This is a genomic window from Hymenobacter sp. IS2118, from assembly GCF_000715495.1.
GTDB lineage: Bacteria > Bacteroidota > Bacteroidia > Cytophagales > Hymenobacteraceae > Hymenobacter.
Genome location: NZ_JNLX01000191.1, coordinates 1 through 23,467 on the forward strand (window position 1 = coordinate 1; position 23,467 = coordinate 23,467).

The 23,467-nt window shown below is 60.8% G+C and carries 22 protein-coding genes; 2 read left to right on the forward strand and 20 right to left on the reverse strand.

What is annotated here, in order from left to right; genetic code table 11:
• The 8 genes from GM79_RS20940 to GM79_RS20975 form a co-directional block, all read right to left on the reverse strand.
• On the reverse strand, nt 1-287 hold a 287-nt coding region (locus GM79_RS20940), incomplete at its 3' end, for a hypothetical protein (RefSeq protein WP_200875637.1).
• Between the two features lie 310 nt (nt 288-597).
• On the reverse strand, nt 598-957 hold the full coding sequence (locus GM79_RS20945) for a nucleotidyltransferase domain-containing protein (RefSeq protein WP_051719150.1): 360 nt from the start codon (nt 955-957) through the stop codon (nt 598-600).
• Entirely contained in the window at nt 933-1,325 is a 393-nt protein-coding gene (locus tag GM79_RS20950) for a HEPN domain-containing protein (protein ID WP_035567729.1), read from the reverse strand. Before GM79_RS20950 ends, GM79_RS20945 begins: the two co-directional genes overlap by 25 nt.
• Before the next feature lie 87 nt (nt 1,326-1,412).
• On the reverse strand, nt 1,413-2,819 hold the full coding sequence (gene lpdA / locus GM79_RS20955; RefSeq protein ID WP_035567730.1) for a dihydrolipoyl dehydrogenase: 1,407 nt from the start codon (nt 2,817-2,819) through the stop codon (nt 1,413-1,415).
• 91 nt (nt 2,820-2,910) lie between these two features.
• A complete protein-coding gene (locus GM79_RS20960; RefSeq protein ID WP_035567732.1) occupies nt 2,911-4,578 on the reverse strand; it encodes a M1 family metallopeptidase in 1,668 nt (555 codons plus the stop codon).
• 157 nt (nt 4,579-4,735) lie between these two features.
• Nucleotides 4,736-6,064 (reverse strand): ammonium transporter, encoded by a 1,329-nt coding sequence (locus GM79_RS20965; RefSeq protein ID WP_035567734.1) that lies wholly within the window; start codon nt 6,062-6,064, stop codon nt 4,736-4,738.
• 56 nt (nt 6,065-6,120) lie between these two features.
• Nucleotides 6,121-6,711: a DUF4468 domain-containing protein gene (locus GM79_RS20970; RefSeq protein WP_035567736.1), complete on the reverse strand. Its 591-nt coding sequence runs from the start codon at nt 6,709-6,711 to the stop codon at nt 6,121-6,123.
• Nucleotides 6,712-6,718: 7 nt separating this feature from the next.
• Entirely contained in the window at nt 6,719-7,924 is a 1,206-nt protein-coding gene (locus tag GM79_RS20975; RefSeq protein ID WP_035567738.1) for an outer membrane beta-barrel protein, read from the reverse strand.
• A gap of 485 nt (nt 7,925-8,409) precedes the next feature.
• Between GM79_RS20975 and GM79_RS20980 the strand changes: the two genes are divergently transcribed.
• Nucleotides 8,410-9,372, forward strand: coding sequence for an EamA family transporter (locus tag GM79_RS20980; protein WP_051719151.1), 963 nt, complete (start codon nt 8,410-8,412; stop codon nt 9,370-9,372).
• A 29-nt stretch (nt 9,373-9,401) separates the two neighbouring features.
• Here the strand turns inward: GM79_RS20980 and GM79_RS20985 are convergent, their stop codons facing one another.
• The 6 genes from GM79_RS20985 to GM79_RS21010 all read right to left on the reverse strand — a co-directional run bounded on the left by GM79_RS20985 (nt 9,402) and on the right by GM79_RS21010 (nt 16,423).
• Nucleotides 9,402-9,929: a DUF4126 family protein gene (locus GM79_RS20985; protein ID WP_051719152.1), complete on the reverse strand. Its 528-nt coding sequence runs from the start codon at nt 9,927-9,929 to the stop codon at nt 9,402-9,404.
• A 165-nt stretch (nt 9,930-10,094) separates the two neighbouring features.
• Nucleotides 10,095-10,826 carry a bacteriorhodopsin gene (locus GM79_RS20990; protein WP_081867919.1) on the reverse strand — a complete coding sequence of 244 codons (732 nt, stop codon included), beginning with the start codon at nt 10,824-10,826 and terminating at the stop codon, nt 10,095-10,097.
• Between the two features lie 152 nt (nt 10,827-10,978).
• Nucleotides 10,979-12,688 carry a 2-oxoglutarate dehydrogenase complex dihydrolipoyllysine-residue succinyltransferase gene (gene odhB, locus GM79_RS20995; RefSeq protein ID WP_035567740.1) on the reverse strand — a complete coding sequence of 570 codons (1,710 nt, stop codon included), beginning with the start codon at nt 12,686-12,688 and terminating at the stop codon, nt 10,979-10,981.
• Nucleotides 12,689-12,718: 30 nt separating this feature from the next.
• Complete coding sequence (locus GM79_RS21000) at nt 12,719-13,093, reverse strand: HEPN domain-containing protein (protein WP_035567742.1); 375 nt, start codon at nt 13,091-13,093, stop codon at nt 12,719-12,721.
• A gap of 25 nt (nt 13,094-13,118) precedes the next feature.
• The gene (locus tag GM79_RS21005) at nt 13,119-13,439 is read right to left on the reverse strand and encodes a nucleotidyltransferase domain-containing protein (RefSeq protein ID WP_035567744.1); all 321 of its coding nucleotides are present in this window, start codon (nt 13,437-13,439) and stop codon (nt 13,119-13,121) included.
• 65 nt (nt 13,440-13,504) lie between these two features.
• Complete coding sequence (locus GM79_RS21010; RefSeq protein ID WP_035567747.1) at nt 13,505-16,423, reverse strand: 2-oxoglutarate dehydrogenase E1 component; 2,919 nt, start codon at nt 16,421-16,423, stop codon at nt 13,505-13,507.
• A 556-nt stretch (nt 16,424-16,979) separates the two neighbouring features.
• Here GM79_RS21010 and GM79_RS23430 point away from each other — a divergent pair.
• The gene (locus GM79_RS23430) at nt 16,980-17,426 is read left to right on the forward strand and encodes a hypothetical protein (protein WP_051719154.1); all 447 of its coding nucleotides are present in this window, start codon (nt 16,980-16,982) and stop codon (nt 17,424-17,426) included.
• Nucleotides 17,427-17,502: 76 nt separating this feature from the next.
• On the opposite strand, the gene GM79_RS21020 is transcribed toward GM79_RS23430, so the two are convergent.
• The 6 genes from GM79_RS21020 to GM79_RS21045 all read right to left on the reverse strand — a co-directional run bounded on the left by GM79_RS21020 (nt 17,503) and on the right by GM79_RS21045 (nt 23,398).
• The gene (locus GM79_RS21020; protein ID WP_051719155.1) at nt 17,503-18,684 is read right to left on the reverse strand and encodes an SMP-30/gluconolactonase/LRE family protein; all 1,182 of its coding nucleotides are present in this window, start codon (nt 18,682-18,684) and stop codon (nt 17,503-17,505) included.
• 153 nt (nt 18,685-18,837) lie between these two features.
• The gene (locus GM79_RS21025) at nt 18,838-19,593 is read right to left on the reverse strand and encodes an SHOCT domain-containing protein (RefSeq protein WP_035567750.1); all 756 of its coding nucleotides are present in this window, start codon (nt 19,591-19,593) and stop codon (nt 18,838-18,840) included.
• Nucleotides 19,594-19,618: 25 nt separating this feature from the next.
• Entirely contained in the window at nt 19,619-20,347 is a 729-nt protein-coding gene (locus GM79_RS21030) for a hypothetical protein (protein ID WP_035567752.1), read from the reverse strand.
• Nucleotides 20,348-20,374: 27 nt separating this feature from the next.
• Entirely contained in the window at nt 20,375-20,629 is a 255-nt protein-coding gene (locus GM79_RS21035) for a hypothetical protein (protein ID WP_035567754.1), read from the reverse strand.
• An 84-nt stretch (nt 20,630-20,713) separates the two neighbouring features.
• Nucleotides 20,714-22,864, reverse strand: a complete 2,151-nt coding sequence (locus GM79_RS21040) for an FUSC family membrane protein (RefSeq protein ID WP_035567758.1) — start codon at nt 22,862-22,864, stop codon at nt 20,714-20,716.
• 120 nt (nt 22,865-22,984) lie between these two features.
• Nucleotides 22,985-23,398: a RidA family protein gene (locus tag GM79_RS21045; protein WP_035567760.1), complete on the reverse strand. Its 414-nt coding sequence runs from the start codon at nt 23,396-23,398 to the stop codon at nt 22,985-22,987.
• Between the last annotated feature and the right edge of the window lie 69 nt (nt 23,399-23,467).

The following is a 23,467-nucleotide window of genomic DNA, read 5'->3' on the forward strand; positions in this document are numbered from 1 at the left end:
TGGTAGTGGCACTCGGCCCAGCGGGCCAGCACCGCAGCCGAGCCGGTAGGCGGGGCGGCAGGGGCGGCTCCGGGGGTTGGGGCCGCCGCCGCAGTTTCGGCGGCTTCGGACTGCGCCAGTGCCCCGGCCCAGGGCCGCAGCCAGGGGCGAGCGTGGGCGGGCAGCGCCTCGCGGCCGGTTTCGACGAGGGCCAGCAACGAGCGGCTCAGGCCCAGCCAGGGGGCCAGCCCGGCCTGCGAAAAGGCGAAGTGGGCGCGGATGTCGCGCAGTTGGGAGTGGAAAGCCATACGGGCAGCAATATCGATGGCAGGCAACCCAGCCGCAACCAGAGCGGCCAGGGCCAACCAACCTAACAACTTCCCAGCCGCGCTCAAATTGTGTTAGGTACTCAGCAACCTAACACAATTTCATCCCAAGCAAAAACCTGTTAGGTCAGCTGGCGGGCGGCAACGCGTCCGCTCCGGGGAGCAGGGACCGGGCCAGGCTGCGGCTTCTGCGATGAAAAACGCGAGCCGGCCAACGCAGCGTTAACCAACGCAAAAGCGGCTGAAACTACGAGAGTTTCAGCCGCTTTCAGTTTCTGCCGCGCGGGCGGAATCACCGATGAATGGCCGGGTGCTCCGGGGCGGTGAACCCCCACTCGCCGATGACGATGCCGGTGCGCTTGATTTCCTGCACGAAGGGGTTCCAGTCGGTGAACTGCTCGGGCGAGAAGGTGTGCGGCTCGATGTCGACAAACTGCTTCTGAATAATGGCGTTGCTGAGTAAGCCCACGTCCTGAAAACCGAACCCGGTGAACGCATCGGCTACCAGGGCCACGTCGATATCCGAGAATTCGCGCTGCTCGTTGCGGGCGTAGGAGCCAAACAGAATAACCTTACGCAGCCCGATGGACTGGCTGCGGATGCTTTCGGCAAAGGCCCGGACCCGTTCTAGGGCAACTGATTGAGTAAGCATTGGCGCAGGTCGGTTACGTCGTGTAGCACCGCTTGGGTGAAGGCTTGGGTGGCTTGCTGGCGCAGGTTGGCCGTGTAGCTCTCATAACGCCCTTCCAACTGAAAGGTGTTCAATTGCTGTACAAACGTGGCCTGACCCGTCGTTAGCACCAAATTGGTATCGACCAGCAGCCGGGCAATGTTGTGCGTGAAGGGCGGCGTGTCGCCAGCATTATCCTGCACCCAGAGCGCCTTGGCCAGCTTCTCGATGGTGAGGTGCGCCCAGAATAGGCACGGCACGTAAGTACCGGCTTTGAACAGGCTGCCGACATCCTGCCAGTTCTGGTCGGCGGCATTCATCCAGTGCGCAACGTGGTCGGCTTTGGTCATAAAAGAAAGATGTGAGGTGTACCAAGATTAGCATTTAGAACCTGCTTTGTTACCCTGACCCACCTCACACGCTTCAATTCACCTCAATTACATATGAATCGCCCGGTTCTCCGTAGCGGCCAGGCACGCCTCTTTCATAGCCTCGGCGTAGGTGGGGTGCGAGTGGCTCATGCGGGCCACGTCCTCGGCGGAGGCGCGGAACTCCATGGCGGTCACGGCTTCGGCGATGAGGTCGGCGATGCGCGGGCCTATCATGTGCACGCCCAGGATTTCGTCGGTGGTTTTGTCGGCCAGCACTTTTACGAAGCCATCGGTGTCGCCGCTGGCGCGGGCCCGGCCGCTGGCTTTGAAGGGGAAAGAGCCCACTTTGTAGGCCGTGCCGGCTTCCTTGAGCTGCTCCTCGGTGTAGCCCACGCCCGCCACTTCGGGCCAGGTGTACACCACGCCGGGGATGAGCAGGTAGTTGATGTGCGGCTTCTGGCCCACGATGGTTTCGGCCACGAACACGCCTTCTTCCTCGGCCTTGTGGGCCAGCATGGCCCCGCGCACCACGTCGCCGATGGCGTAGATGCCGGGCACGTTGGTTTGCAGGTGGGCATCGACCTTGATGCGGCCACGTTCCTCCATCTCGATGCCGGCGGCTTCGAGGTTGAGGCCGGCGGTGTAGGGCGCGCGCCCCACGGCCACGAGGCAGTAGTCGCCCTCAAAGCTCACTTCCTCGCCCTTTTGGTTGGTGGCGGTCACGGTTACGCTGTCGCCCTCGCGGGTAGCAGCAGTCACCTTGTGGCTCATGAAAAATTCGATGCCGATTTTGCCCAGCACACGCTTCAGCTCCTTGCCCAGGCCCCGGTCCATGGTCGGAATCAGGGAATCCATGAACTCAATAACGGAGACTTTGGCGCCGAGGCGGGCGTAGATGGAGGCCATTTCGAGGCCAATCACGCCACCGCCAATGACAATCATGTGTCGGGGCACTTCCCGAATGTTCAGGGCCTCGGTGCTGGTGATGATGCGCTGCTTGTCCTGCTTGATGAAGGGCAGCACCGTGGGCTTGGAGCCGGTGGCGATGATGACGTTCTTCGTTTCAATCGTCTGGGCCTCGCCGCCCTCGATGGGCTCAATTTTGATGTGGGTTTTGTCAACAAAAGAGCCGAGGCCGGTGAGGACGTCGATTTTGTTTTTCTTCATCAGGTAGCCGATGCCCTCCACGTTGGCCTTCACCACGCCGGCCTTGCGGTCAATCATACGGTTCATGTCCACCGTCAGGTTATCGAGGCCAATGCCGTGGTCAGCAAATACCGAGTGGGCGTTGTGGTAGTGCTCGGAGGAGTCGAGCAGGGCCTTGCTGGGAATGCAGCCCACGTTGAGGCAGGTGCCGCCCAGGGTGGGGTATTTCTCGATGAGGGCAGTTTTGAGGCCCAGCTGGGCGCAGCGGATGGCCGCTACATAGCCGCCGGGGCCGGAGCCGATGACGGTGACGTCGTATTGATTCATAGAGCCGAATGTTCGGTGAAGGTTCGCCCTGCAAAGGTACGCCTGTCCTGTTGAGCCGACGAAGCATGGACAGGCAGCAGCACGATAATTCCTATTCCACCAGCACGCCGATGTAGTAATTGAACGTATCCACTTCCAGCGTTTCCCTGGTAGCGCCGGCCAGCTCCTTCACCGCCGCAAATTTCGTGGTGAGCGGAACCAGCTGATAGTCGTCGCCCTTCTGGCGCAGGCGCACGGGCATGTCGAAATCGGGTACTTCCGATACCCAGCGGGCCAGCGTTTGGCCGTTCTCGAAGCGGATTTCCAGGGTGGGCAGGCTGCGGTGGCGCAGGTACTGGTCGAATATTTTGGTGAGGTTCTGGCCGCTTTCGCGGTTGAAGTAGTCGATGACCTGCTGGCCGGTCACGGTCTGGTGGTAGAAGGTGCGGGAGAGGCCGCGCAGCAGCTGGCGCCACTTCGCGTCGTCGTTGATGACCGTGCGCAGCATGTTGAGCAGGTTGCTGCCCTTGTCGTACATGTCGCCGGAACCTTCCTGGTTCACGCCGTAGGGGCCGATAATCGGCGCATCATTCTGAATGTTGCGGCGCTGGCCGTGGATGTATTCTTGGCCCGCCGGCTTGCCAAACTGGCTTTCCACAAACAGCGCTTCGGAGTAGGTGGTGAAGCTTTCGTGCACCCACATATCGGCAATATCCTTAGTGGTGATGTTGTTGCCGAACCACTCGTGGCCGCTTTCGTGGATGATGATGAAGTCCCACTTGTCGCCCCAGCCGGTGTTGCTGCGGTCGCGGCCCAGGTAGCCGTTCTGGTACTTGTTGCCGTAGGCCACGGCGCTCTGGTGCTCCATCCCCAGGTGCGGGGCGTCCACTAGCTTGTAGCCATCTTCGTACCACGGGTACGGCCCGAACCAGTATTCCATGGACTTGAGCATGGGTTTCACGTTGGCGGCGAACTGCGTTTTGGCCTTGGTCAGGTTCTCGGGCAGCACCCAGTAGTCGAGCGTAAGCGGGCCTTTCTCGCCGGCGTAGCTGTCGGAAAAGTGCTGGTAGTCGCCCACGTTTAAGGCCACGTCGTAGTTGTTGATGGGGTTGCGCACGGCCCAGTCGAAGCGGGTGTAGCCGCCTTTCAGCTTGGTGACTTTGCGCAGGCGGCCGTTAGAAACGTCCTTCAGGCCGGTGGGCACACTCACGCTGATGAGCATCGAGTCCACTTCATCGGCCTGCTGGTCTTTGGTGGGCCACCAAATGCTGGCGCCCGTGCCCTGGCAGGCCGTGGCTACCCAGGGCTTGCCGGCGGCATCGGTGGTGAACACCATGCCGCCGTCCCAGGGTGCCCTTTTGGCCACGATGGGGTTGCCGGAATACTGCACCGTGAACTCGTCGCGGCGCCCCTTGGCAATGGCTTGCGGAAAGGTCACGAACACCGCGTTGGCCTCGCGGGTGAAGGGCACCTCCCGGCCTTTGTAAAGCACTTTTTCTACCCGCAGGTTGGCAAAGAGGTCAAATTGCAGGCGCGTAAAATCCTGGGTGGCCGTGAACCGGAATAGGTTGGAGCCGCTGATAAACCGCTTGGCGGGGTCCAGTTTCACATCGAGGTGGTAGTAATTGAGGTCGTAGCAGGTGCGTAGTGGCGAAGTGAGGCTGCCGCGCAGGGAGTCGGCGCGGGAAAAGGCGGGCTTGGGTTGCAACAACTGCGCCGCGGCCGGGCGGCTGCCACCCGCCAGCAGGCCGAGCAGGAGGAATAAAGAAGATACTTTCACGAAGCAAAGATGCGCCAATGGAGGGAGTTGCGTGGGCAAATGTGCAGGCGCTACTCCAGGTTGGCCCGGCGGCCAGCGAAACGCAAACCTTCCTCAACCAAGAAAGGCCGAAGCAAATGCTCCGGCCTTTCCACTCAATTCACACCAGAAAACCTGCTTACGCGCCCACCAGCAGCTTTTCTTCGTGCTGGCTAATGTCGAGGCCCTGCAATTCCTCCTCTTCCGACACGCGCAGTGGCGTGATGAGGTCGGTGAGCTTGAGTAGGATGAACGAGGCCGCGAACGTGAAGGCCGACACGAGCACCAGCGACAGCAAGTGCTTCAAAAACAACGCCGTACCGCCGTAAGCCAGGCCATCGGCTGCGGCCGAGTTCACAGCTTTGCTCGCGAAAATACCGGTCATAATCAAGCCCACCATGCCGCCTACCCCGTGACAGGGAAACACGTCCAGCGTGTCGTCGAGGCGCGATTTGGAGCGCATGTGGGCCACCGCGTTGCTGGTGATGCCCGCCACCACGCCAATGAAGATGCTCACCGGAACCGTGACGAAGCCCGACGCCGGCGTAATGGCCACCAAACCCACCACGGCGCCAATGCAGAAGCCCAGCGCCGAGAGCTTCTTGCCCCTGGCCACGTCAAACAGAATCCAGGCCAGGCCGGCGGCCGAGGCGGCCACGTTGGTGGTTGCAAACGCACTCACAGCCAGCGCGCTGGCACCCACCGCCGAGCCCGCATTAAAGCCAAACCAGCCAAACCACAGCAGGCCCGTGCCCAGCAGCACAAACGGAATGTTGGCCGGCGGCATTGCCTCGGCCGCACCGTGGGCTTTGCGGGGTTTCAGGTACATGGCTGAGGCCAGGGCCGCCCAGCCCGCCGACATATGCACCACCGTGCCACCGGCAAAATCGAGCACGCCCAGCTTAAACAGGAAGCCGTCGGGGTGCCATACCCAGTGTGCCAGCGGGGCATACACCACCAAGCTAAACAGCACGATAAACACGATGTAGGACTTGAAATTGATGCGCTCGGCAATGGAGCCGGTGATGAGGGCCGGAGTGATGATGGCGAACTTCATTTGAAAAAACGCGAACAGCATCAGCGGAATGGTGGGGGCCAGCGACCAGGGCTTGCCGTCGAGCACGCCGCGGAAGAGGAAGAACGTACGCGGGTCGCCCACGAAGCCGCCGATGGAGTCGCCAAACGCCAGGCTAAAACCCACCACTACCCACAAGAGGCTGATGATGCCCATGGCCACGAAGCTCTGCAACATGGTCGAAATCACGTTTTTAGTATTCACCATGCCGCCGTAGAAGAAGGCGAGGCCGGGCGTCATCAGCAGCACGAGGGCCGTGGCACAGAGCATCCAGGCGGTGTCGCCGGTATCGATGCCTTCGGTGACGATGGTGGTGGGCAGAGCGGGCATAAACGTGGCCAGCAGGCCCAGCGCCAGCAGCAGCAGCACAGGAATGTAGTTGGGCTTTTGCATAAGAAATGTTCGGGGTTAAAAATGAAAAAAGCGGGTTGTGAATGTGGTTTCTGGGGTTACCAGTCCGCGCCGCGCAGAGCGGGCGCCTCGGGTTTGGGCACGGCAAGCATGGCGGTTTTCAGCTCTTCGGCCAGGGTGGTCACGGTGAGGAGGGCATCCTGACGGTGGGTTTCCCAGAGCTTTTGCCAGCCGGGGGCCGTGGCCTCTTCCAGGGGCTTGGTTTTGCCGGTGGGCTGCGGCAGGGCGTTGCGGTCGGGCTGGTGGTAGGCAAACGAGAAGTCGGTAAACTGCGAGCGGTAGCGACCGTCCTTCACTTCCACCGTGAGGCGGTAGTGCACCTTGCCGTGCAGCCGCTTGGTGAGGTAGCCCCGGTCGTACACCCCAAAAGCGTGCTCGGCCACCAGCCGGCCGGCGGCCGAGTCGGCCTCGGCCAGCTGGTAGCCGCGCCGCCGCAGCCAGGTTTTGGCGTGGGCATAGAGCACGCCCGCCCGCAGCGAATCGGCCCGCACCACGGCGGCAAAGCCCACCCGGCCCCGCTCGTCGAGCGGCAGGGCTTGCGCCTGGGCTGCGAAAGTGGCCAGAAGGCCCGCTACCACGCCCAGCAGCGGGCACACCGCCAGCGGGGCCGCACGTGAAAATCCGCCCATGCGCCGACTAGTATTTATAGATGAAGGCCACACCCAGCGTGCTCTGCGTTTTGCGGCCGGTGCCTCCCGAGTTTTCGTAGTACTTGTCGGGCGAGGCATCGAAGCGGAATTCCGGCTTCACGATGAGCTTGGTGGCGGCCAGCGTGATGGGGGCTGTTACGGTGACCGAGTTATTGCTCGTTTGCAGGTAGCGCACGGCGTGCTTGTCCTCGAAGTACTCGTAGCGCACGCCCAGCCCCAGCACGTCGCTGAAAGCGTAGCTGGTGTAGAGCGCCACCCCGCCCCAGTCGGGCGCGGTGCTGTCAAACTGGTCGGTTATGGCGGCGGTTTCGGTTGCCGATTCGGCATCGAAGTAGTAGCGGCCGTACGCCGCGTTCAGGCCCAGGTAAAATTTGGGCGTTACCTGATAGGTGGTGGTGAGGTCGTAGAGCTGGCGCGAATAGCTGCCGAACATGGCGGGGAGTGTGCCGCTGCTCACCAAGGAGTTGAGGTAGGTGTCGTCGCGCGAGCCGCCAATCCAGTTCACGTACACCGTCCAGGTACTGAGGGGCTTAAAGGAGAACTGCCCGACAACCGACTTCTGCTTATTATCGTCGGTGAGGTTGTCCCAGTTATTCACCACGCCCAGCATCAGCGAGGTATGGTCATTAAAGGCGTAGGCCGTTTTCAGGCCGATGTGGTAAAAGGGCCCGTTGTTGAACAGGTTGGAAAGGGAATAGTGGTAGTTGACCGGCGCATCGATTACTTCGTAGCCGATGTGCGTGCCAAACTGCCCGGCCGTGAAGCTAAGCTTGGGCGTAACCCGATACGTGAAATAGGCTTGTTTGATGGCCGCCGAAGTGCCGTAGAGCGCCGCGCCGTAGGGCGACTGCGGCCGGAAGGAGTTGAGCGCCCCAGTAGTGTTGCCGAAGTTGCCCAGCTCGGCGTTGGGACCGAAGGTAAGGTCTATCACCAAATCCGATTTGCGGTTCGAGTACCCTAGCCTGGCCTGCACTAGGCCTAGGGCAAACTGGTCGGTGAGGCGGTCGAAGGCGCGGCCGGCCAGCTGGTCCACCCCCAGCAGGTTGCCCGACTTGGGGCGGTTCAGCGCCGTGAGGTAGTAAGAGTCGATGTAGCCCGAGACGGTCAGCTTGCCTGTGTCCGTAGAATCGGTCTGGGCGTTGGCCGAGAAGCCGGAGGCCCCCAAAAGCAGAGTAGGTAAGAGTTTTTTCATAGGAAGCTTAGTATGGTGAATGGTGTTTAAGAAAGAAATAAGCTCATTTTCCAAAAAATGTAGCGACCTTAAGTTTTTAAGTACTTTTGGTTTTTGCATGCAACATTTTAGGAATCACCCCATTTTTTTGTAGGTCATTTTTTCAAATGTATAGATATTTTTCTAAATATGACATAAAAATTTGATGCTTATTTTTAAAATGTTTGTTTTATCAATTCTGGCCGCGCATAGCTTATTACTTATAATTCGCTTTCCCATCGACTTCTGGTAGCCCGTCTCAGAATTGGCGGGAGCGGCTGTAGCACACTGCTCCTACCGGTGCCTGCTCCAGCTAGCCCGTGTCCTTTGCCCATCCTTTGGGCCCAGCCAAAAGTGGGCGCACGGCGTAAGCCCACAGCAGTGCCGTAGTTTTGTGCTCCTGGCCGCGGCCTGGCTGCTAGTAGCAGCGCTGGCCCACTGGCCCCTCTCATTCGCTTTCGATTTACATGCCCGATACTGCCCCGGCCTCGCCTTCACGGGCCGCACTGCTGCTGGCCTTTGCCGCCGTTTACCTCATCTGGGGCTCTACTTACCTGGTTATGAAATTTGCCGTAGCCAGCATGCCGCCGCTGCTCATGGCCGGCACGCGCTACGGCTTGGCGGGCGGGCTGCTCTACGCCGCCATGCGCCTGCGGGGCGAGCCCCGGCCCACTTGGCGGGGCTGGGGCCACGGCCTGCTGATTGGCATTTGCCTGCTGGGCTTCGGCAACGGCGGCACCACGTTTGGCGTGTTGTACCTGCCCAGCGGCACCACGTCGCTGCTGGTGGCCACAGTTCCCATGTTTCTGGCACTACTGGGATGGCTGAGTGGCATCACGCCGCGGCCCACGCGCTGGGTGTCGTTGGGCCTGGCGGCGGGCCTGGGGGGCATGTACCTGCTGGCCGCACACCCGAGCTCGGCGGGCGTGCCGCGGCCGGGGCACCCCGAAATTGGCGTTACCCTGGTGCTGCTGGCGGCGGTGATGTGGTCGGTGGGCTCGCTGTATTCGAAGAAGCACCAACCGGCCTCCTCCCCTTTCCTCTCGGGCGGCATGCAGATGATATGCGGCGGCGTGGCCATGCTGCTGCTGGGCCTGCTGCGGGGCGAGGCCACCGGCTTTGAGTTTGCCCAGGTCACCACCAAGTCGTGGCTGGCGTACGCCTATCTGGTCACGTTTGGCTCCATTGTGGCCTTCTCAGCCTATATATGGCTGCTGCGCGTGGTGGAGCCCGCCCTGGCCGGCACGTATGCCTTCGTCAATCCGGTGGTGGCCGTGCTGTTGGGCTGGGCCTTCGCCGGCGAGGTGCTCAACTTCCAGATGCTGAGCGGCGCGGCCCTCATTGTGCTGGCCGTGGTGCTGGTGGTACTGGGCGGCCGGCGCAAGAAGCCAGCCCCTACGCCAATGCCCGAAGCAGCCGTCGAGGCCTAAGCCTCTGCTTTTTTTGGCTGTTCAAGCCCCTACAGCGGCCGCCACGCGCCGTGCGCCGGCCGTTGCCCGCTAAGCAGCGCCGCCCCACCGGCCAGCACCAGCGCATCTTCGCCCACGCCCACCAGCGCCACGGGCACGCCCGATTCTTCGCTGATGCCCGTACGCAGCGCGTAGCTCACAAACGTGGCCGCTACGGCCGTCAGTCCGCCCACTACGCCGCCGCTCAGGGCGCTGCCGTGCCGGGCGCGGTACCAGGCCGCCCCCACCAACGCCCCCGACAGCAACCGCCCCAGCAGCACCGGCGGCGCAATACGGTCAGGGGTTCCCGGCAGTTTGTCGGCTACCATTTCGCCGACGGCCAGCACCTTGAGCACGGTGGCCGTGGCCGGCTTCTGCAGAAAGCGCAGCCGCGACCCGTCGAGGCCGGCATGGGGCTGCCGCGAGAGGTAGTGGCTCAGAAAAGCCGGTGCGCTCATGCTCCGCATACCCGCCAGGGTGGCAAAGCCGACAACAGGCCAGAACTTGGCGGGGCGGTGCTTTTTTGTGGATTGTTTCATAGCGAAAAATAGTACGGGTTGTTAAACGAAAGCAGTCGCCTTAAAGCCGCGAAATCCCACAAAAAAAGCGGCCGGCAATAATTACCGGCCGCTCCTTCACAGTTCACAGCTGAGGATATTCAGCAACCCTATTATGCTGTCGTACGGAGCTTAATCATCGCCTGCCTACGCGGGCTGGGGCGAGTATTCGTGCTTGTGTGGGGGCTTGCGCGGAGCCAGGTCGCGCAGATACTGTAGGTCCATGATGCTGAAGCCCACTTTGGAGAAGAATGGCACCACTACAAAGAGCAGGGTTTCGGTGGTTTGGCCCAAAAAGCCAATGCCCGAGGGCCCCAGTGCCCAAATTGTAGGATAAGCAAACCAGAGAAACGTCAGGAAGCTCACCAGCTTGGTGTAGATGCTCCCCAGCTCGGCATCGCTGTTGGTGGCAATGCGGCGTAGCGGCACCCACACCACGTAGAGCACGGCCAGAAACGCGCCTACGCCGCACATAAACCACAGCAACCGGGCATTACTCGACTCCGACAAATCGGCAAACAGTCCGCAGATTATCATCACCACGTCAGCCGCCACCAGCCCAAAGAGCAGCGTTTTGCTGCGCTCGTCTTTGGGCACGTAGAACATGGCCGTGAACGCCAGCGCCAACAGCAGCAGCGGCGTGCTCACCACCCAGTCCATGTAGCGGGCGTAGTGCGTCACCTGCCCTGCCACCTCGGTTTTGCCCTGCCCCATGGCCATGCCCATGTACGCCAGTGCCGACCAGATAGGAATCATCATGGCGAGGCTGTATTCGTATTGCGGCACGCCCTTGGGGTCGCGGCTCCAGGCCCAGAACAGCAGCGCGCCACCTATCATCAAGGCCACGTAGAGCCAGTAAAGTAATGTTTGAGTATCCATGCAAAAAAAGTAAGGTGTGAATGGGTTCAGAACGGTTTACTTCAATGTGACATTTTAGGTTTGTTTTTATGACCTTGTGTGAGTGGCCTGATAACTAAAAAACCGGCCCCTGCTGAGCAGAAACCGGTTTTTACAATCATTTTCAACAGCTATTACACCCCAAACATCATGCGGGTGGGGTCTTCGAGCAGCTCCTTCACCCGCACCAGGAACGACACCGACTCGCGGCCATCGATGATGCGGTGGTCGTAGCTCAGGGCCAGGTACATCATGGGCCGAATCACCACCTGCCCGTTCTCGGCAATGGGGCGCTGAATGATGTTGTGCATGCCCAGAATGGCCGACTGCGGCGCGTTGATGATGGGAGTGCTGAGCATGGAGCCAAACACGCCGCCGTTGGTGAGCGTGAACGTGCCGCCCGTCATCTGCTCGATGGTGAGCTTGTTGTCGCGGGCCAGGCCGGCCAAGCGCACCACTTCCTTCTCAATGCCCTCGAAGCTCAGCTGCTCGGCATTGCGAATTACGGGCACCACCAGTCCTTTCGGGGCCGAAACGGCGATGCTGATGTCGCAGAAATCGTTGAATACGATGTCGGTGCCGTCAATCTGCGCGTTCACGCTCGGCCATTCTTTCAGGGCCACGCACACGGCCTTGGTGAAGAAGGACATAAAGCCCAGGCCCACGCCGTTTTTAGCCTTGAACTGGTCCTTAAATTTGTTGCGCAAGTCCATGATGGGCTGCATGTTCACCTCGTTGAAGGTGGTGAGCATGGCCGTCTCGTTCTTCACCGTCACCAGGCGGCGGGCCACCGTCTTGCGCAGGTTGCTCATGCGCTCACGGCGCTGGTTGCGGTCGCCGCTGGCGGCCGGAGCGCTGCTGGTTGAAGCCGATGCCACAGCAGGAGTAGTAGCAAGTGCCGCCGGTGCCGCGGGTTTGGCCTGCGCGTTCTGGGCGTCTTCTTTAGTAATGCGGCCGTCGCGGCCGGTGCCGGCTACGTCGGTGGCCGCAATGCCTTTCTCGCCCAGAATCTTACCAGCAGCCGGCGAAGGCACACCGGTAGCATACGTGGCCGCGCCACCGCCTGCCGGCGCCGATGCCAGCGCCGCAACCGGGGATGCCTGGGCGGCTGCCGGAGCTGCTGCGGCCGGGGCCGCGCCCGCGCCACTACCGCCCTCAATCCGCGCAATGACAGTGCCGATGGCAATTGTTTCGCCTTCTTTCACGGCGTGGCGCAGCGTGCCGCTGGCTTCGGCCGGCAGCTCAAACGTAGCCTTATCCGACTCCAGCTCGGCGATTACCTCGTCGCGCGTTACCTGAGCACCGTCTTCCTTCAGCCATTTGGCTACGGTTACTTCGGTGATGGACTCGCCGACGGTAGGGATTTTCATTTCGATGGTACTGCCGCCCCCACCGGCAGGTGCAGCCGCAGCAGCGGGTGCGCCGGGCGTGGCCGGGTCCTTGCTCTCGTTGCCGGCGGGCGCGCCGCCGTAGCCAGCCTGGTTGCTGGCCTGGGGGTTTTCCTCGCCTTTGGAAACCGGGTCGGGTGCGGCGGCAGCAGCAGCGGCTGGTGCAGAAGCTGCCGGTGCAGCGGCAGGCGTAGCAGCGGCAGGGGCCACACCGTTACCACCCGCGCTATCCAGGTCGGCGATGATGGTGCCGATGCCGATGGTTTCACCTTCGGCCACGCGGATTTTCAGGATGCCATCGGCTTCGGCGGGCAGCTCAAACGTGGCCTTGTCCGATTCCAGCTCGGCAATGACTTCGTCGCGCTTCACGGCGTCGCCGTCCTGCTTGAGCCACTTCGCAATGGTGACTTCGGTGATGGATTCGCCAACGGCGGGAATTTTGATTTCGAGGGGCATGGGCGGTGAAAGCGTGTAGTTAAGTTTTAATTAAATCAGAAACGCCTGGGCCAGTGGCCGAAGCTTGGTTTGAAAACGAGTAGCCATCGTCAGCAAATCAGCCGAAGTATAGCCTGGAGCATCGTCGGTTTCATAACGTAGCTCTACGCCGAATTCATTGAGAATTGTAGCCTCCACCAGGTCTTGTTGAGAGAACTGAATCAAATTTGCTTGAATGAGTGGCAGCAGCAGCTTGGTCAGGTCGTGAATGAACGGCGCGGGTAGCGACGAGGCTACCAGTACGGCTTTTATATATTTCTCCGTTGCCTGCTGGCAGTGGAAACCAATACTTTCATAAAGGTGCGGACTAGCCTTCAACAGGGTCTCAGCGGCTTCCATGTCACGGTCGGCCGTTAAAAGCGACATGGCAACGCGTTTCTGTTCGGGGGTACTAAGCGGCATATAATAGTCGGCCTTGCTGCTCGGCAATGGTTTCTACGGATTGAAAAACACCTGCGGCCCGCTCCATCTCCGCCGGCGTACGAATCAGAATATCCATCGCGGGAGCATCAGTACCCCACAGCAACGTGCGAACAGCAATAGCGCGTGCCACTCGCTTCTCCTCCGCATCACGCTTGATAATGAGCAAATCCAAATCCGAGTCCTCAGTAGGCACGCCATAGGCATACGAGCCGAACAGGATTATCCTGTCCGGCGCGTAGCCTTCAACGATGCGCTGCACCACGGCTTGGATTTGCTCTTCGGTTATCATGTGTAGAACATGCTTTGGCTTGTTCGGCGGCAGGAGGGCGCAAGCTAACGCATGCGCTACCAGCCTTAATCCTGTTTTTTGGCGATTTCAGCGGTAGCCTTGATGGTGTCGTCGGCCACGGCTTCTTTGGGCTTGTCGAAGGCCCGGGCCACCAGGTCCTTTTGCTCTTTCACGTGGATTTTGTTGTAGCCCGTGGCCGGCGAGGCCGATGGCTTGCGGGCAATAACGTCTTCCAGCTCACGGCGCATGTACCGGAGCATGTAGTTCCAATAGCCCATATTTTCGGGCTCCTCCTGTACCCAGTACAGCTTGGCTTTGGGATACTTGGCTAGCTCCACGGCAAGCTGCTTTTTGGGGAAGGGGTGCAGCTGCTCCAGGCGCACAATGGCCACGTCGGCGCGCTTGGATTCGCGCTGCTCCTCCAGCAGGTCAAAGTAGATTTTGCCCGAGCACAGCAGCACGCGCTTCACCTTTTTAGCATCGGCGAAAGTGTCGCCCATCACTTCGCGGAAGCTGCCGCTGGTGAAATCCTCTATCGGCGACACGCACAATGGGTTGCGCAGCATCGACTTCGGCGACATCACCACCAGCGGCTTGCGGAAGCTCCAGGTGAGCTGGCGGCGCAGGGCGTGGAAGAAGTTGGCCGGCGTGGTCATGTTGGCCACCACAATGTTGTGCTCGGCAGCCAGCTGCAGGAACCGCTCGGGGCGGGCGTTGGAGTGCTCCGGGCCCTGGCCTTCGTAGCCGTGGGGCAGCAGCATCACCAGGCCGTTCATGCGCTGCCACTTGCTCTCGCTGCTCACAATGAACTGGTCAATCATAGTCTGGGCTCCGTTGGCGAAGTCGCCGAACTGCGCCTCCCACACCACCAGGGCCGTGGGGTTGGCCATGGCGTAGCCAAATTCAAAGCCCAGCACCGCGTACTCGCTCAGCAGCGAGTTGAAGATGCTCAGCTTTTCGTTTTCGCCCTCAATGTGGTTCAGCGAGTTGTAAGGGGCCGAGGTTTCGGCATCGTGCAGCACCGCGTGGCGGTGCGAGAACGTGCCGCGCTGCACGTCCTGGCCGCTCACGCGCACCATGTGCTTTTCGGTCAGGAGCGAGCCGTAGGCCAGCAGCTCAGCGGCGGCCCAGTTCAGAATGCGGGTTTCAAAGAACATCTTGCGGCGTTCCTTCAGCAGGTTATCAATCTGCTTGAGGGGCTTGAAGCCGTCGGGAAGCGTGGTCAGGGCCTGGGCTACCTGCGCCACGGTTTCGGCCGAAATACCGGTTTCGGGCGACTGGTCGAAGTCCTCGGGCGTGCTGCGGCGCAGGCTGCGCCACTCGTTTTCCAGGGCCTGGTACTTGTAGGGAAGCGGCGCCTGCTTCACAAGGTCGAGGCGCTCTTGCAGGGTGTTGCGGAACTCCTTGTCCATTTGGGCGGCCAGTTCGGCATCCACGTCGCCGCGGCTCACCAGCATGGCATTGTACACCTCGCGCGGGTTCTGGTGCTTCGAAATGATGTTGTAGAGCGTGGGCTGCGTGAACTTGGGCTCGTCCGACTCATTGTGCCCGTGGCGGCGGTAGCACACCATGTCAATAAAGATGTCGGCGTGGAACTGCTGGCGGTATTCGGTGGCCAGCTGCACGGCAAATACCACGGCTTCGGGGTCGTCGCCGTTCACGTGCAGCACCGGCGCGTCGATAATTTTGGCCAGGTCCGTGGAGTAAATCGACGAGCGGGCGTCTTCAAAATCGGTGGTGAAGCCGACCTGGTTGTTGATGACAAAGTGAATGGTACCGCCCGTTTTGTAGCCTTCCAGCAACGACATCTGGGTTAGCTCGTATCCAATGCCCTGGCCCGCCACCGCGGCGTCGCCGTGAATGAGGATGGGGAGAATCTGGTGGTAGTCGTTGTCGTACTGGTGCTCAATCTTGGCTCGCACAAAACCTTCCACCACCGGGTTCACCGCTTCCAGGTGCGAGGGGTTGGGGGCGAGCTTCAGGTTCACCTTCTGGCCGCTGGCCGTTTCCACTTCCGACGAGTAGCCCATGTGGTACTTCACGTCGCCGTCGCCCATCGTCAGGTCGGGCACAGCGGTGCCTTCAAACTCCGAGAAAATCTGCTCGTAGGTTTTGCCCATGATGTTGGCCAGCACGTTGAGCCGGCCGCGGTGGGCCATGCCAATCATCACTTCCTGCACGCCCAGTTCGGCCGCTTTGCCAATGATGGCATCCAGGGCCGGAATGGTGGTTTCGCCGCCCTCCAGCGAGAAGCGCTTCTGCCCTAGGAACTTGGTGTGCAGGAAGTTTTCAAAAACCACTGCCTCGTTCAGCTTCTTAAGAATGCGCTTCTTGTACTCTCCGCTGGGGTTGAAGGCCAGCGAGTCGCGCTCCACCTTCTCGCGGAACCAGTCCAGCACCTGCGGGTCGCGGATGTACATGTACTCGAAGCCAATGGGGCCGGTGTAAATCTTCTCCAGCGCCCCCAGAATGTCGCGTAGCGTGGCCTGGTCACCCAAACCGAGGACTTCGCCGTTTTTGAAAACGGTGTCAAAATCGGCTTCGCCCAAGCCAAAATCGCTCAGGTCGAGGCGGGGCTTGCGGTCTTTGCGCTCGCGCACCGGGTTGGTTTTGGCGCGCAAGTGGCCGCGGCTCCGGAAGGCGTGAATCAGGTTGCGCACGGCCGTTTCCTTGTCGCTGGCGGGGGTACCGCTGGCCATGGCCGGGGCGTTGTTGGTCGAAGCCGGGGTGACGAGGACGCCGTAGGAATCGGGCTGGGGCCGGGGGCCGGGGGCGTCGGCGGCTTTGGTGGCCAGCGCGGCGGTGCCGTTGGCAACGGCGCCGGGCAGCACGGGGGCACCTTCGGGGAACTGCTGGGAGAAATCGAAGCCCTCAAAGAACTTACGCCAGCCGAAATCCACTGACTCCGGATTTTGCTGATACGCTTGGTATAGGGTTTCGATGGCCGCCGCGTCGGCGTTAGCGATATACGAGTATGAATCCATTGAGAAAGCAGGGTGGGTATGGGTGCGTAAATGTAAGACACTTAAAAGTCAGGCAAAAACCTGCATTCGAGTAAACAAATACGCTTAGCAATCAGGAGCATCGCGGCCGTTTGGCATGAGGTCCCTATTAGGTTGAATGGCCAATTTATCAAATATTGAGGGGATGAACCGGGTTGCTGCTTACGGCAACTGGTTGAGATAAGATAAGTCGCAGCACTTCATTCCGCACGGTTCTGCTGGCAACTGCCCGCATGACACCGGTTTGTTCTATAAACATTCAGCTATTAAAACGCCACAACGCACCTAAAGCAGCTTTGAGTTGGATAATTTATTTTCGCAAAACTTATCTATCTATCTAATCGTTAACACTTTTCTCTCGCACAAAATGCGGGCGCGCCGATACTGCCAGGCGAGCAATGGTGGACCAGTGAAACCCTTTTAAATGAGTAGTGTACGATTATTTCTAGACATCCTTTTAGCCGCTTCCGCATTAACAGCCCCCCTTTTCTCCTCCTCACCAGCCACAAACAAAGCAAACGGACTGGTTAAATTTATTATGCCGCTAGAAGTTGCTACCCGCCCCGCCACGGCTCGGTTGGAAAGCAAAAAGATTACCGTTAAAAAAACAAAGACCTACGTTGCCCAAAGCCTGACCTATCGGGTAACGGCCACTATCTACGAAGCTGTGCCTGGCCAAACAGACAGCGAACCGTTTATCACGGCCGATAACTCGCGGATTAAGCCGCACTACGGGACCAAAAAGCGCTGGATGGCCTTGTCGCGCGATTTGCTGAAGCCCTGGGGCGGAAAATTCGCATTTGGCGACACCGTGCGCGTGTCCGGCATCAATGCCAAGCTGGATGGCGTGTACACCATTCACGACACCATGAACCGGCGCCACCGCCACTGCATGGACATTCTGGCCCACACCAGCGAAAACCTGGACATCTTCACCAAAGGAGTTAAAATTCAGAAAGTTGCCTACCAGGCAACCACGCTGTAAGACCCTGCTGTTTTTCATTAAAAAAAGCCGCGCCGTTATCTGGCGCGGCTTTTTTTGATTCATTGAGCCGAAAATTCTATTTCGGCAGCGCCATTTTGTAGATGCCGAAGGGCCGCCGCGGCTGGCCCACGCCCTTGTTCCAGGTTGGCATTTTGTGAATGGCCGAGGTGGCCACGTACAGGTTGCCATCGGCGGCGAAGCTGTAGGTATCGGGCCACTGCAGGCGCGGGTCTTTCACAATGGTTTCAATCTTGCCGGCGGGCGTGCGGCGCACCAGGGCACTCTGCTCGAAAGAGGTGAGGTATACGTTGTTGGCCGCGTCGATTTCCATGCCATCAGTGGCCGGAATTGTGCCCAGGTTTTCCACCTGCTGGCCCAGCTGGGCGGCGCTGAGAGAAGCATCACGCAGGGCGGCCGTCTTGATGCGGTAGAGGGTGTGGCCCGTGAGCGGGCAGTAGTACAGGTAGTTATTGTCGGCGCTGAGGGCAATGCCGTCGGCGTTGAATTGTGCGGGGTTGCCCTTCGGGTCGAGCATGGCGTGGCCTTCGGCTTTCACCACCAGTCCTTTTTCGGCTTTGGTCGAAGGGTGCGTATCGAGCAAGCGGCGCGACGTATTGGTTTTCAAATCGACCACGACCAGAGCGCCGGTGCCCGATTCGGTGAGGTAGGCGTAGTTGTGCTGCAAGTCAATCCGCACATCATTGAGGTAGGATTTGCGGGGCGCCACGCTCTCCGGAAACAACACCGTGAGCAGCACCTGCCGGGTTTTGGGGTCCGTTTTCACCAGCTTGGGGCCGCCGGGCACGGTACCCTGAATGCCCGGCGAGGCGGGGTCGAGTACCCACACCATGCCGGCCTTGTCGGTGTGCACGGTTTGCGGGCAAATCCAGTGTTTTTGCGGCTCATTCTTCACCGAGTCGTTCCACATGCACCAGCTGGCGTCCGGGTAAGGCGTGAGGGTGTTGTTGGGCCCGACTTCGGCGATGGGGTACACGGGGTTATCGTCCCAACGCGGAAAGCAGGCGAAAACCTGCCCGCCGGGCGCCACGGCCACCCCCACCAGCTGGGGCCCCGTAAACTCGGCCACTACCTGCAGGAGCGAGCTGGTCGAGACATTGCTTTGCCCGGTCGATACGGAATCGGGACCGGCAGCCACGGCAATACTCTGCGAGTCGGTAGTGGGCGACGAGCAGCTGCCCAGGCTTGCGGCAGCCAGGCCCACCAGCAAAAAGGGTGGTAGAAAACGAGAAAAAGCCATGAACAGCGAGCAAGTTGGTGGAAAGAAAAAACCTCAGCCGGTCAGGACTGAGGTTTAGCGTACGGCCCTTTGGCGGGGATGTTGATTCGCAAGGCAATTAATTCCTGGGCTCCGGATGAGGTTAGCCGTGGCGTAGGCCTCTGACGGGCTTGTTCAGGGCGTCTCCGGTAGCTCGTCGGGGGCGGGCAGCATGTCTACCGAATCCGGGGGCGGAAGTGCGGGCTGGCTTGATACGGGCGGCGCCGGATTGGCGGGCACCACCCGGATAATTTCGGGCTCCGCCTCGGCCACCGGAGGCAAGGGCTCGGCCTGGGGGCCCACTTCAATGTTGGTAGCCACCGAATCGGCGGCGGTGCGGCTGGTGCTGGTCAGCCGTTCCGACGGCGGGCGGTTGAACGAAAGGTAGACCACCAACCCCAGCAGGGCCAGCAAGCCCCCGATAGACAAAACCAGGGCCAGCGGACTGCGGGCCGGGGGCCGGGCTGCGCCCGAAAACTCATCGTCCGCCCAGGCCTCGGAGTCCGCCGCCGGCACGGGCGGCGGCCCAACCAGCGGCGGCGGCCCGCCTGCCGGAAGCCCGGCGGCGGCGCTTGCATTCCGGCTTTCCTGCTCAGCTCGCGATGTGGCGCTATAATGGTTTGCTGCGTCCGGCTCCGTAATTACCTGTTGTGACGAGGGCGCGGACGGCTCATCATCCGACGAAACCGGCGTGGTTGGCACCACAACCGGAAGCTCCGCGGCCAATGGGGCGGCGGGCGCAAAAGGCGCTGGCGAGGTTGGCGGCGCTACGGCTTCGCTGAACAACAGCCGTTTTTTCAGGGCCTCAAATTCGGTGGGTGTCAGGGCTCCGGCATCCAGCATCTCCTTGAGCTGCCGTAGGGTGTCGAGGGGCGAAGCGGGGTTTTCCATAGTCTGCGTACGGTCGGGGCCCGGCCTAGTTCTTTCGGTCGAGAGCCGAGAGGCGGTCGCGGCGGCGCTGTAGCTGCACGCGGGTTTGGTCCAGCACCTCCCCGTTTTTGATGAGCGAAACCGAATCAGAGCGCATTTCCTGCTCGTTTTGGATGTTTTTCTTTAGTAGCTCTTCAATCTTGGCCAGGTTGGCGGTGGTATTGCTGCGCAGGTAATTTCGGTTTTTTTCAAGCTTGTCCTTCTCCTTTTCGGCCGATTTAAGGTTCTTTTCGGATTCGGCAATCTGGTCGCGGTAGGCTTTGAGACGGGCGGCGGTGGCAAAGGTCTGGGCCATCACGCGCAAGGCCGAATACTCGGTGGCCGTCTTATCGGGGTCGAAAAACGTGTTGTCGTCGAAGCCGCCAAACAGCGCTACTTCGGAAGTAGAATCGGAGGGCGCTACCACAATGGCGTACAAATCCACGAGCTTACCGGAAATGGCATTGGCGGGCGTTTGGCGGGCCGTCAGGGCGTCGCTGTTGCCGAATCCAAACAGTCCTCCGCTCTTAAACTTGATGTTGTAGGTCTGCTTCATCCAGTTCTGAAAGAAATCTTTCACGTCGGAAGCTTTGCCATCGACCTGCACTTTGAGGGCCGGGCGGGTCTTTTTCTCGTGGTTCACCTCACCGGCGCGCACGTCGTAGAGCTGCGCTGCCGCCGGCCCAACCGAAACCAGACTTACCAGAAACAGCAAAAAAACAAATGATTTATACATTGCAAATGAATACGTTAAAATGAAAGCCTAGCGCAGCTCGTGGCGCTCGAATGCGGCCTGCAAATCGGCGCGCATGTCCTGAAACCGGGCAATGGCCGCGGTCATAAATGCCTCGTCGAGCAGCTCGCGCACCTCGGCATCGGTTCCGGTGAGCAGGTCCAGCTCGGCCACTTTGTAGGTCTGCTCCAGGCTGCCCTGCTCCAGCTTCAGCAGAAACTTGCCGTTCCAGGCCAACAGCGTGATTTTAACGGCAGGATGGGGAATATCGGCAACGTGGCGCATGAGTCAACAGGAAAAAGGACCGTACGAAGGTAGCAGGCGCTACCGCTACCAACCCGCACAAACCTACACGCCCCAGCCCGACTGCTACCCGGCCATGCGGCTTTCGGTTACCCGGCCGATGTCGCTGCTTACTTTTTGCAGGAACAGGAGCTGCTCCAGCAGCGACTTATCGTCCTCGCCAACGGGAACGGCGGGCTCGGCCAGGGCCAGCTCGGGGGCGGGTGCCGGGGCCTGAGGAGCAATGAGAGCCAGGCTTTTGTGCAACGTGGCCAGGGCGCTGGTGAGGGCGCGGCGGCTCTCGGCCGGGAAGGGCGGCACGGCGGGCGCGGCCTCGCGCAGGGTGGCGGTGAGAGCCGCAATGTTGGAGGATAGAATGTGGTTCAGCACCACAAATTCGTGGGTTTGGGTGGGCTGGCGCTGCGTGCTTTTGGGCTCGGTGAGCATGCGCTGAAAGGCCGCCGCCAGGTTGGCGCCGCTCACGAACACGTCTTTGCGTAGCAGGCGGTATTCGTTGGGCGGCAGCGGGCGGCCGGCGAGGCGGTTGGCCATCTGGCGCAGGTAGGCCAGGTTGGCGCGCAGGGCCGCCGCCATGTGGTCGGTTAGCTTATCCGATTCCCAGCTCGGAAAGAGGAGGTAGCCGGCCGAAAAGGCAATGGCGCACCCCATGAGCGTGTCCGTAATCCGCTCCTGCACCACGCCCACGTAGTTCAGCCCCAGGAAGCTGAAAAGAATGAGCAAAAAGGCCGTCAGGAACACCACCGTCACCAGATACCTGGACCGCTGAAAGCTGTAGGCCACCACCATGAATACCACCATAATCCAGAACTGCGCATCGGTCCAGGGCACGAGCCAGAGCACGGCCGCCCCCAGCGCCCCGCCCGCCAGCGTGCCCAGAATGCGCTCGATGTTGCGCTGCCGGGTGAGGCTGAAACCGGGCTTGAGCATGATGGTTACCGTCATCAAAATCCAGTAGTTGTGCTCGCCGCGCCACAGCCACTCGGCCACGCCAAACGCCACGAGGCAGGCCAGCGTCATGCGCAAGGCGTGGCGGAACACGGCCGATTTCATGGTCAGATTCTGCCCCAGGGCCTGTACCTGAATTTCCTGGTGCGCCACGAACCGGCCGTGGTCGGTGCGCTCCGGTGCGGGCATGGCCGCCGCCAGGCTCTCATCAAAATAGCGGCGAATGTTGCCCACCCGCCGGGTGATGTCGCGCAGGTTCACCAGTATTTTCTTCAGCACCAGCGTGCTGCCTTCCAGGCTGGGGTCCGCGTCGAGGGCGCTGATGCGGACCTGCAGGCGCGTGAGCTCGGCCGTGAGGTCGGGGCCGGCACCGGCGTAGGGCCGGTTGGCCTGAATGGCCACGCCCAGGTGGTCGAGCTCGGCGGCGAGGTGGCGGATGAGGGCGGCCACCTCCGGCAGCACCCCGCTGGGCCCGAAAGCCACGCGCACGCTGGCATAGTCGTAGTAGCTGGCCGTCATCCGCTCGTACAAATCCACGGTTTCGACAAAAGTGAGCACCAGGCGGCGACCGGTGCTGGTGCTTTCACTCACAATCTGGCGGGTGCGGAACAGCACATCGCGCACGGCCTCCTGCCGCTCGTTCACCACCACCTGCTGGGCCACCAGCTGCCGGTAGTCGTCGGCAAGGGCGGTTTGGGGGTTGTAGAAGCGCGATTTTATGGCCAGAAACTGCGCCAGGGCGTGAATGCACTCGCCCAAGGCCTGCTGAGCCGGGCGGTAGGGCCGCACCTGATGCACCAGCAACGCCAGCCCCGCGTACCAGAAGCCGCCCAGCAGCAGTAGGCCCGCGTGCGCCAGCACCTGCCCTGGAGCGGGCAAATGCGCCAGTACCAGCACGGCATTGAGCAGGGCGGCGGTGCCCACGGCCCCGGCCCGAGGGCCCCAGACCAGCAGCATGGTCAGGCCAAAGCTCAGCGCGCCCACTGCCAGCCCCAGCAGCCACACGTTGCCGGCCGTTAGCCCCATTATTAAAGCGGTGATACCTACCAGCGCCAGCGCCGCCAGCATGCCGTTGCGTCGGTGCCGGGCCGGGCCGGGCACATCGGTCACGCTCAGGCACAGCGCCCCGGTCGATACCGTGATTCCCGCCTCAAAATGCCCCAGCTGCGCAAATACCAGCGCCGGCAGCAGAATAGCCAGCGCGGTGCGCAATCCGTCCGAGAAATTCTGCCCGAAGAAAAAGTACTGAAGTTGGCGCGTTTGGGTATTCATGCGGCGCAAATAAACAAGCTTCGTGCAACCCTGGCCAATGCCCGCTCATTTTCCCGTGGTCGGATGATACTTCCCGAACCTGCTGCAAACTCCCGCAGCGACCGGGCGGTTATGCCCGGCTCATTCAGAAATCGCGGCAATGCACTTTAATTCGATGGCAATGGGCGTGGGCAGGCAGTTAATTTCGAGGGTGGTGCGGCAGGGTTGCGCCGTGGCAAAGTACTCGGCGTAGAGGCGGTTATAAACCGGGAAATCGTCCTTCATATTGGTCAGAAAAACGGTTACGTCCACCAGGTCGTCCCATTTCGCGCCGGCTTCCTCCAGAATGTAGCGCACGTTCTGGAATACGGCATGGCACTGGCTTTCAAAATCATAAGCCACGATATTGCCCGCTTCATCAAGCTCGACGCCGGGAATGGCCGACTGCCCGCGCTGACGCGGGCCCACGCCCGACAGAAATAGCAGGTTGCCCACGCGCCGGGTGTAGGGGTAGGCGCCCACGGGTTCGGGGGCGCGGGAGGTTTCTGCAGTCATGGCAATAAAAGAGGGACGAAGCGGAAAAATAAATCACCCCAAAGAACGTCAGCCCCGTTGATACTGTTG

What these genes read in the sequence shown, in the direction of transcription:
- GM79_RS21005 (WP_035567744.1), bottom strand. Translation starts at nt 13,439, where the DNA reads ATGATAACCGAAGAGCAAATCCAAGCCGTGGTGCAGCGCATCGTTGAA.
- GM79_RS21045 (WP_035567760.1), bottom strand. Translation starts at nt 23,398, where the DNA reads ATGACTGCAGAAACCTCCCGCGCCCCCGAACCCGTGGGCGCCTACCCC.
- GM79_RS20990 (WP_081867919.1), bottom strand. Translation starts at nt 10,826, where the DNA reads ATGGATACTCAAACATTACTTTACTGGCTCTACGTGGCCTTGATGATA.
- GM79_RS20970 (WP_035567736.1), bottom strand. Translation starts at nt 6,711, where the DNA reads ATGGGCGGATTTTCACGTGCGGCCCCGCTGGCGGTGTGCCCGCTGCTG.
- GM79_RS21030 (WP_035567752.1), bottom strand. Translation starts at nt 20,347, where the DNA reads ATGTATAAATCATTTGTTTTTTTGCTGTTTCTGGTAAGTCTGGTTTCG.
- GM79_RS23430 (WP_051719154.1), top strand. Translation starts at nt 16,980, where the DNA reads ATGCCGCTAGAAGTTGCTACCCGCCCCGCCACGGCTCGGTTGGAAAGC.
- GM79_RS20975 (WP_035567738.1), bottom strand. Translation starts at nt 7,924, where the DNA reads ATGAAAAAACTCTTACCTACTCTGCTTTTGGGGGCCTCCGGCTTCTCG.
- GM79_RS21000 (WP_035567742.1), bottom strand. Translation starts at nt 13,093, where the DNA reads ATGTCGCTTTTAACGGCCGACCGTGACATGGAAGCCGCTGAGACCCTG.
- GM79_RS21025 (WP_035567750.1), bottom strand. Translation starts at nt 19,593, where the DNA reads ATGGAAAACCCCGCTTCGCCCCTCGACACCCTACGGCAGCTCAAGGAG.
- GM79_RS20965 (WP_035567734.1), bottom strand. Translation starts at nt 6,064, where the DNA reads ATGCAAAAGCCCAACTACATTCCTGTGCTGCTGCTGCTGGCGCTGGGC.
- GM79_RS21040 (WP_035567758.1), bottom strand. Translation starts at nt 22,864, where the DNA reads ATGAATACCCAAACGCGCCAACTTCAGTACTTTTTCTTCGGGCAGAAT.
- GM79_RS20985 (WP_051719152.1), bottom strand. Translation starts at nt 9,929, where the DNA reads ATGAAACAATCCACAAAAAAGCACCGCCCCGCCAAGTTCTGGCCTGTT.
- GM79_RS21020 (WP_051719155.1), bottom strand. Translation starts at nt 18,684, where the DNA reads ATGGCTTTTTCTCGTTTTCTACCACCCTTTTTGCTGGTGGGCCTGGCT.
- GM79_RS20980 (WP_051719151.1), top strand. Translation starts at nt 8,410, where the DNA reads ATGCCCGATACTGCCCCGGCCTCGCCTTCACGGGCCGCACTGCTGCTG.
- GM79_RS21035 (WP_035567754.1), bottom strand. Translation starts at nt 20,629, where the DNA reads ATGCGCCACGTTGCCGATATTCCCCATCCTGCCGTTAAAATCACGCTG.
- odhB (WP_035567740.1), bottom strand. Translation starts at nt 12,688, where the DNA reads ATGCCCCTCGAAATCAAAATTCCCGCCGTTGGCGAATCCATCACCGAA.
- GM79_RS20950 (WP_035567729.1), bottom strand. Translation starts at nt 1,325, where the DNA reads ATGACCAAAGCCGACCACGTTGCGCACTGGATGAATGCCGCCGACCAG.
- GM79_RS21010 (WP_035567747.1), bottom strand. Translation starts at nt 16,423, where the DNA reads ATGGATTCATACTCGTATATCGCTAACGCCGACGCGGCGGCCATCGAA.
- GM79_RS20945 (WP_051719150.1), bottom strand. Translation starts at nt 957, where the DNA reads ATGCTTACTCAATCAGTTGCCCTAGAACGGGTCCGGGCCTTTGCCGAA.
- lpdA (WP_035567730.1), bottom strand. Translation starts at nt 2,819, where the DNA reads ATGAATCAATACGACGTCACCGTCATCGGCTCCGGCCCCGGCGGCTAT.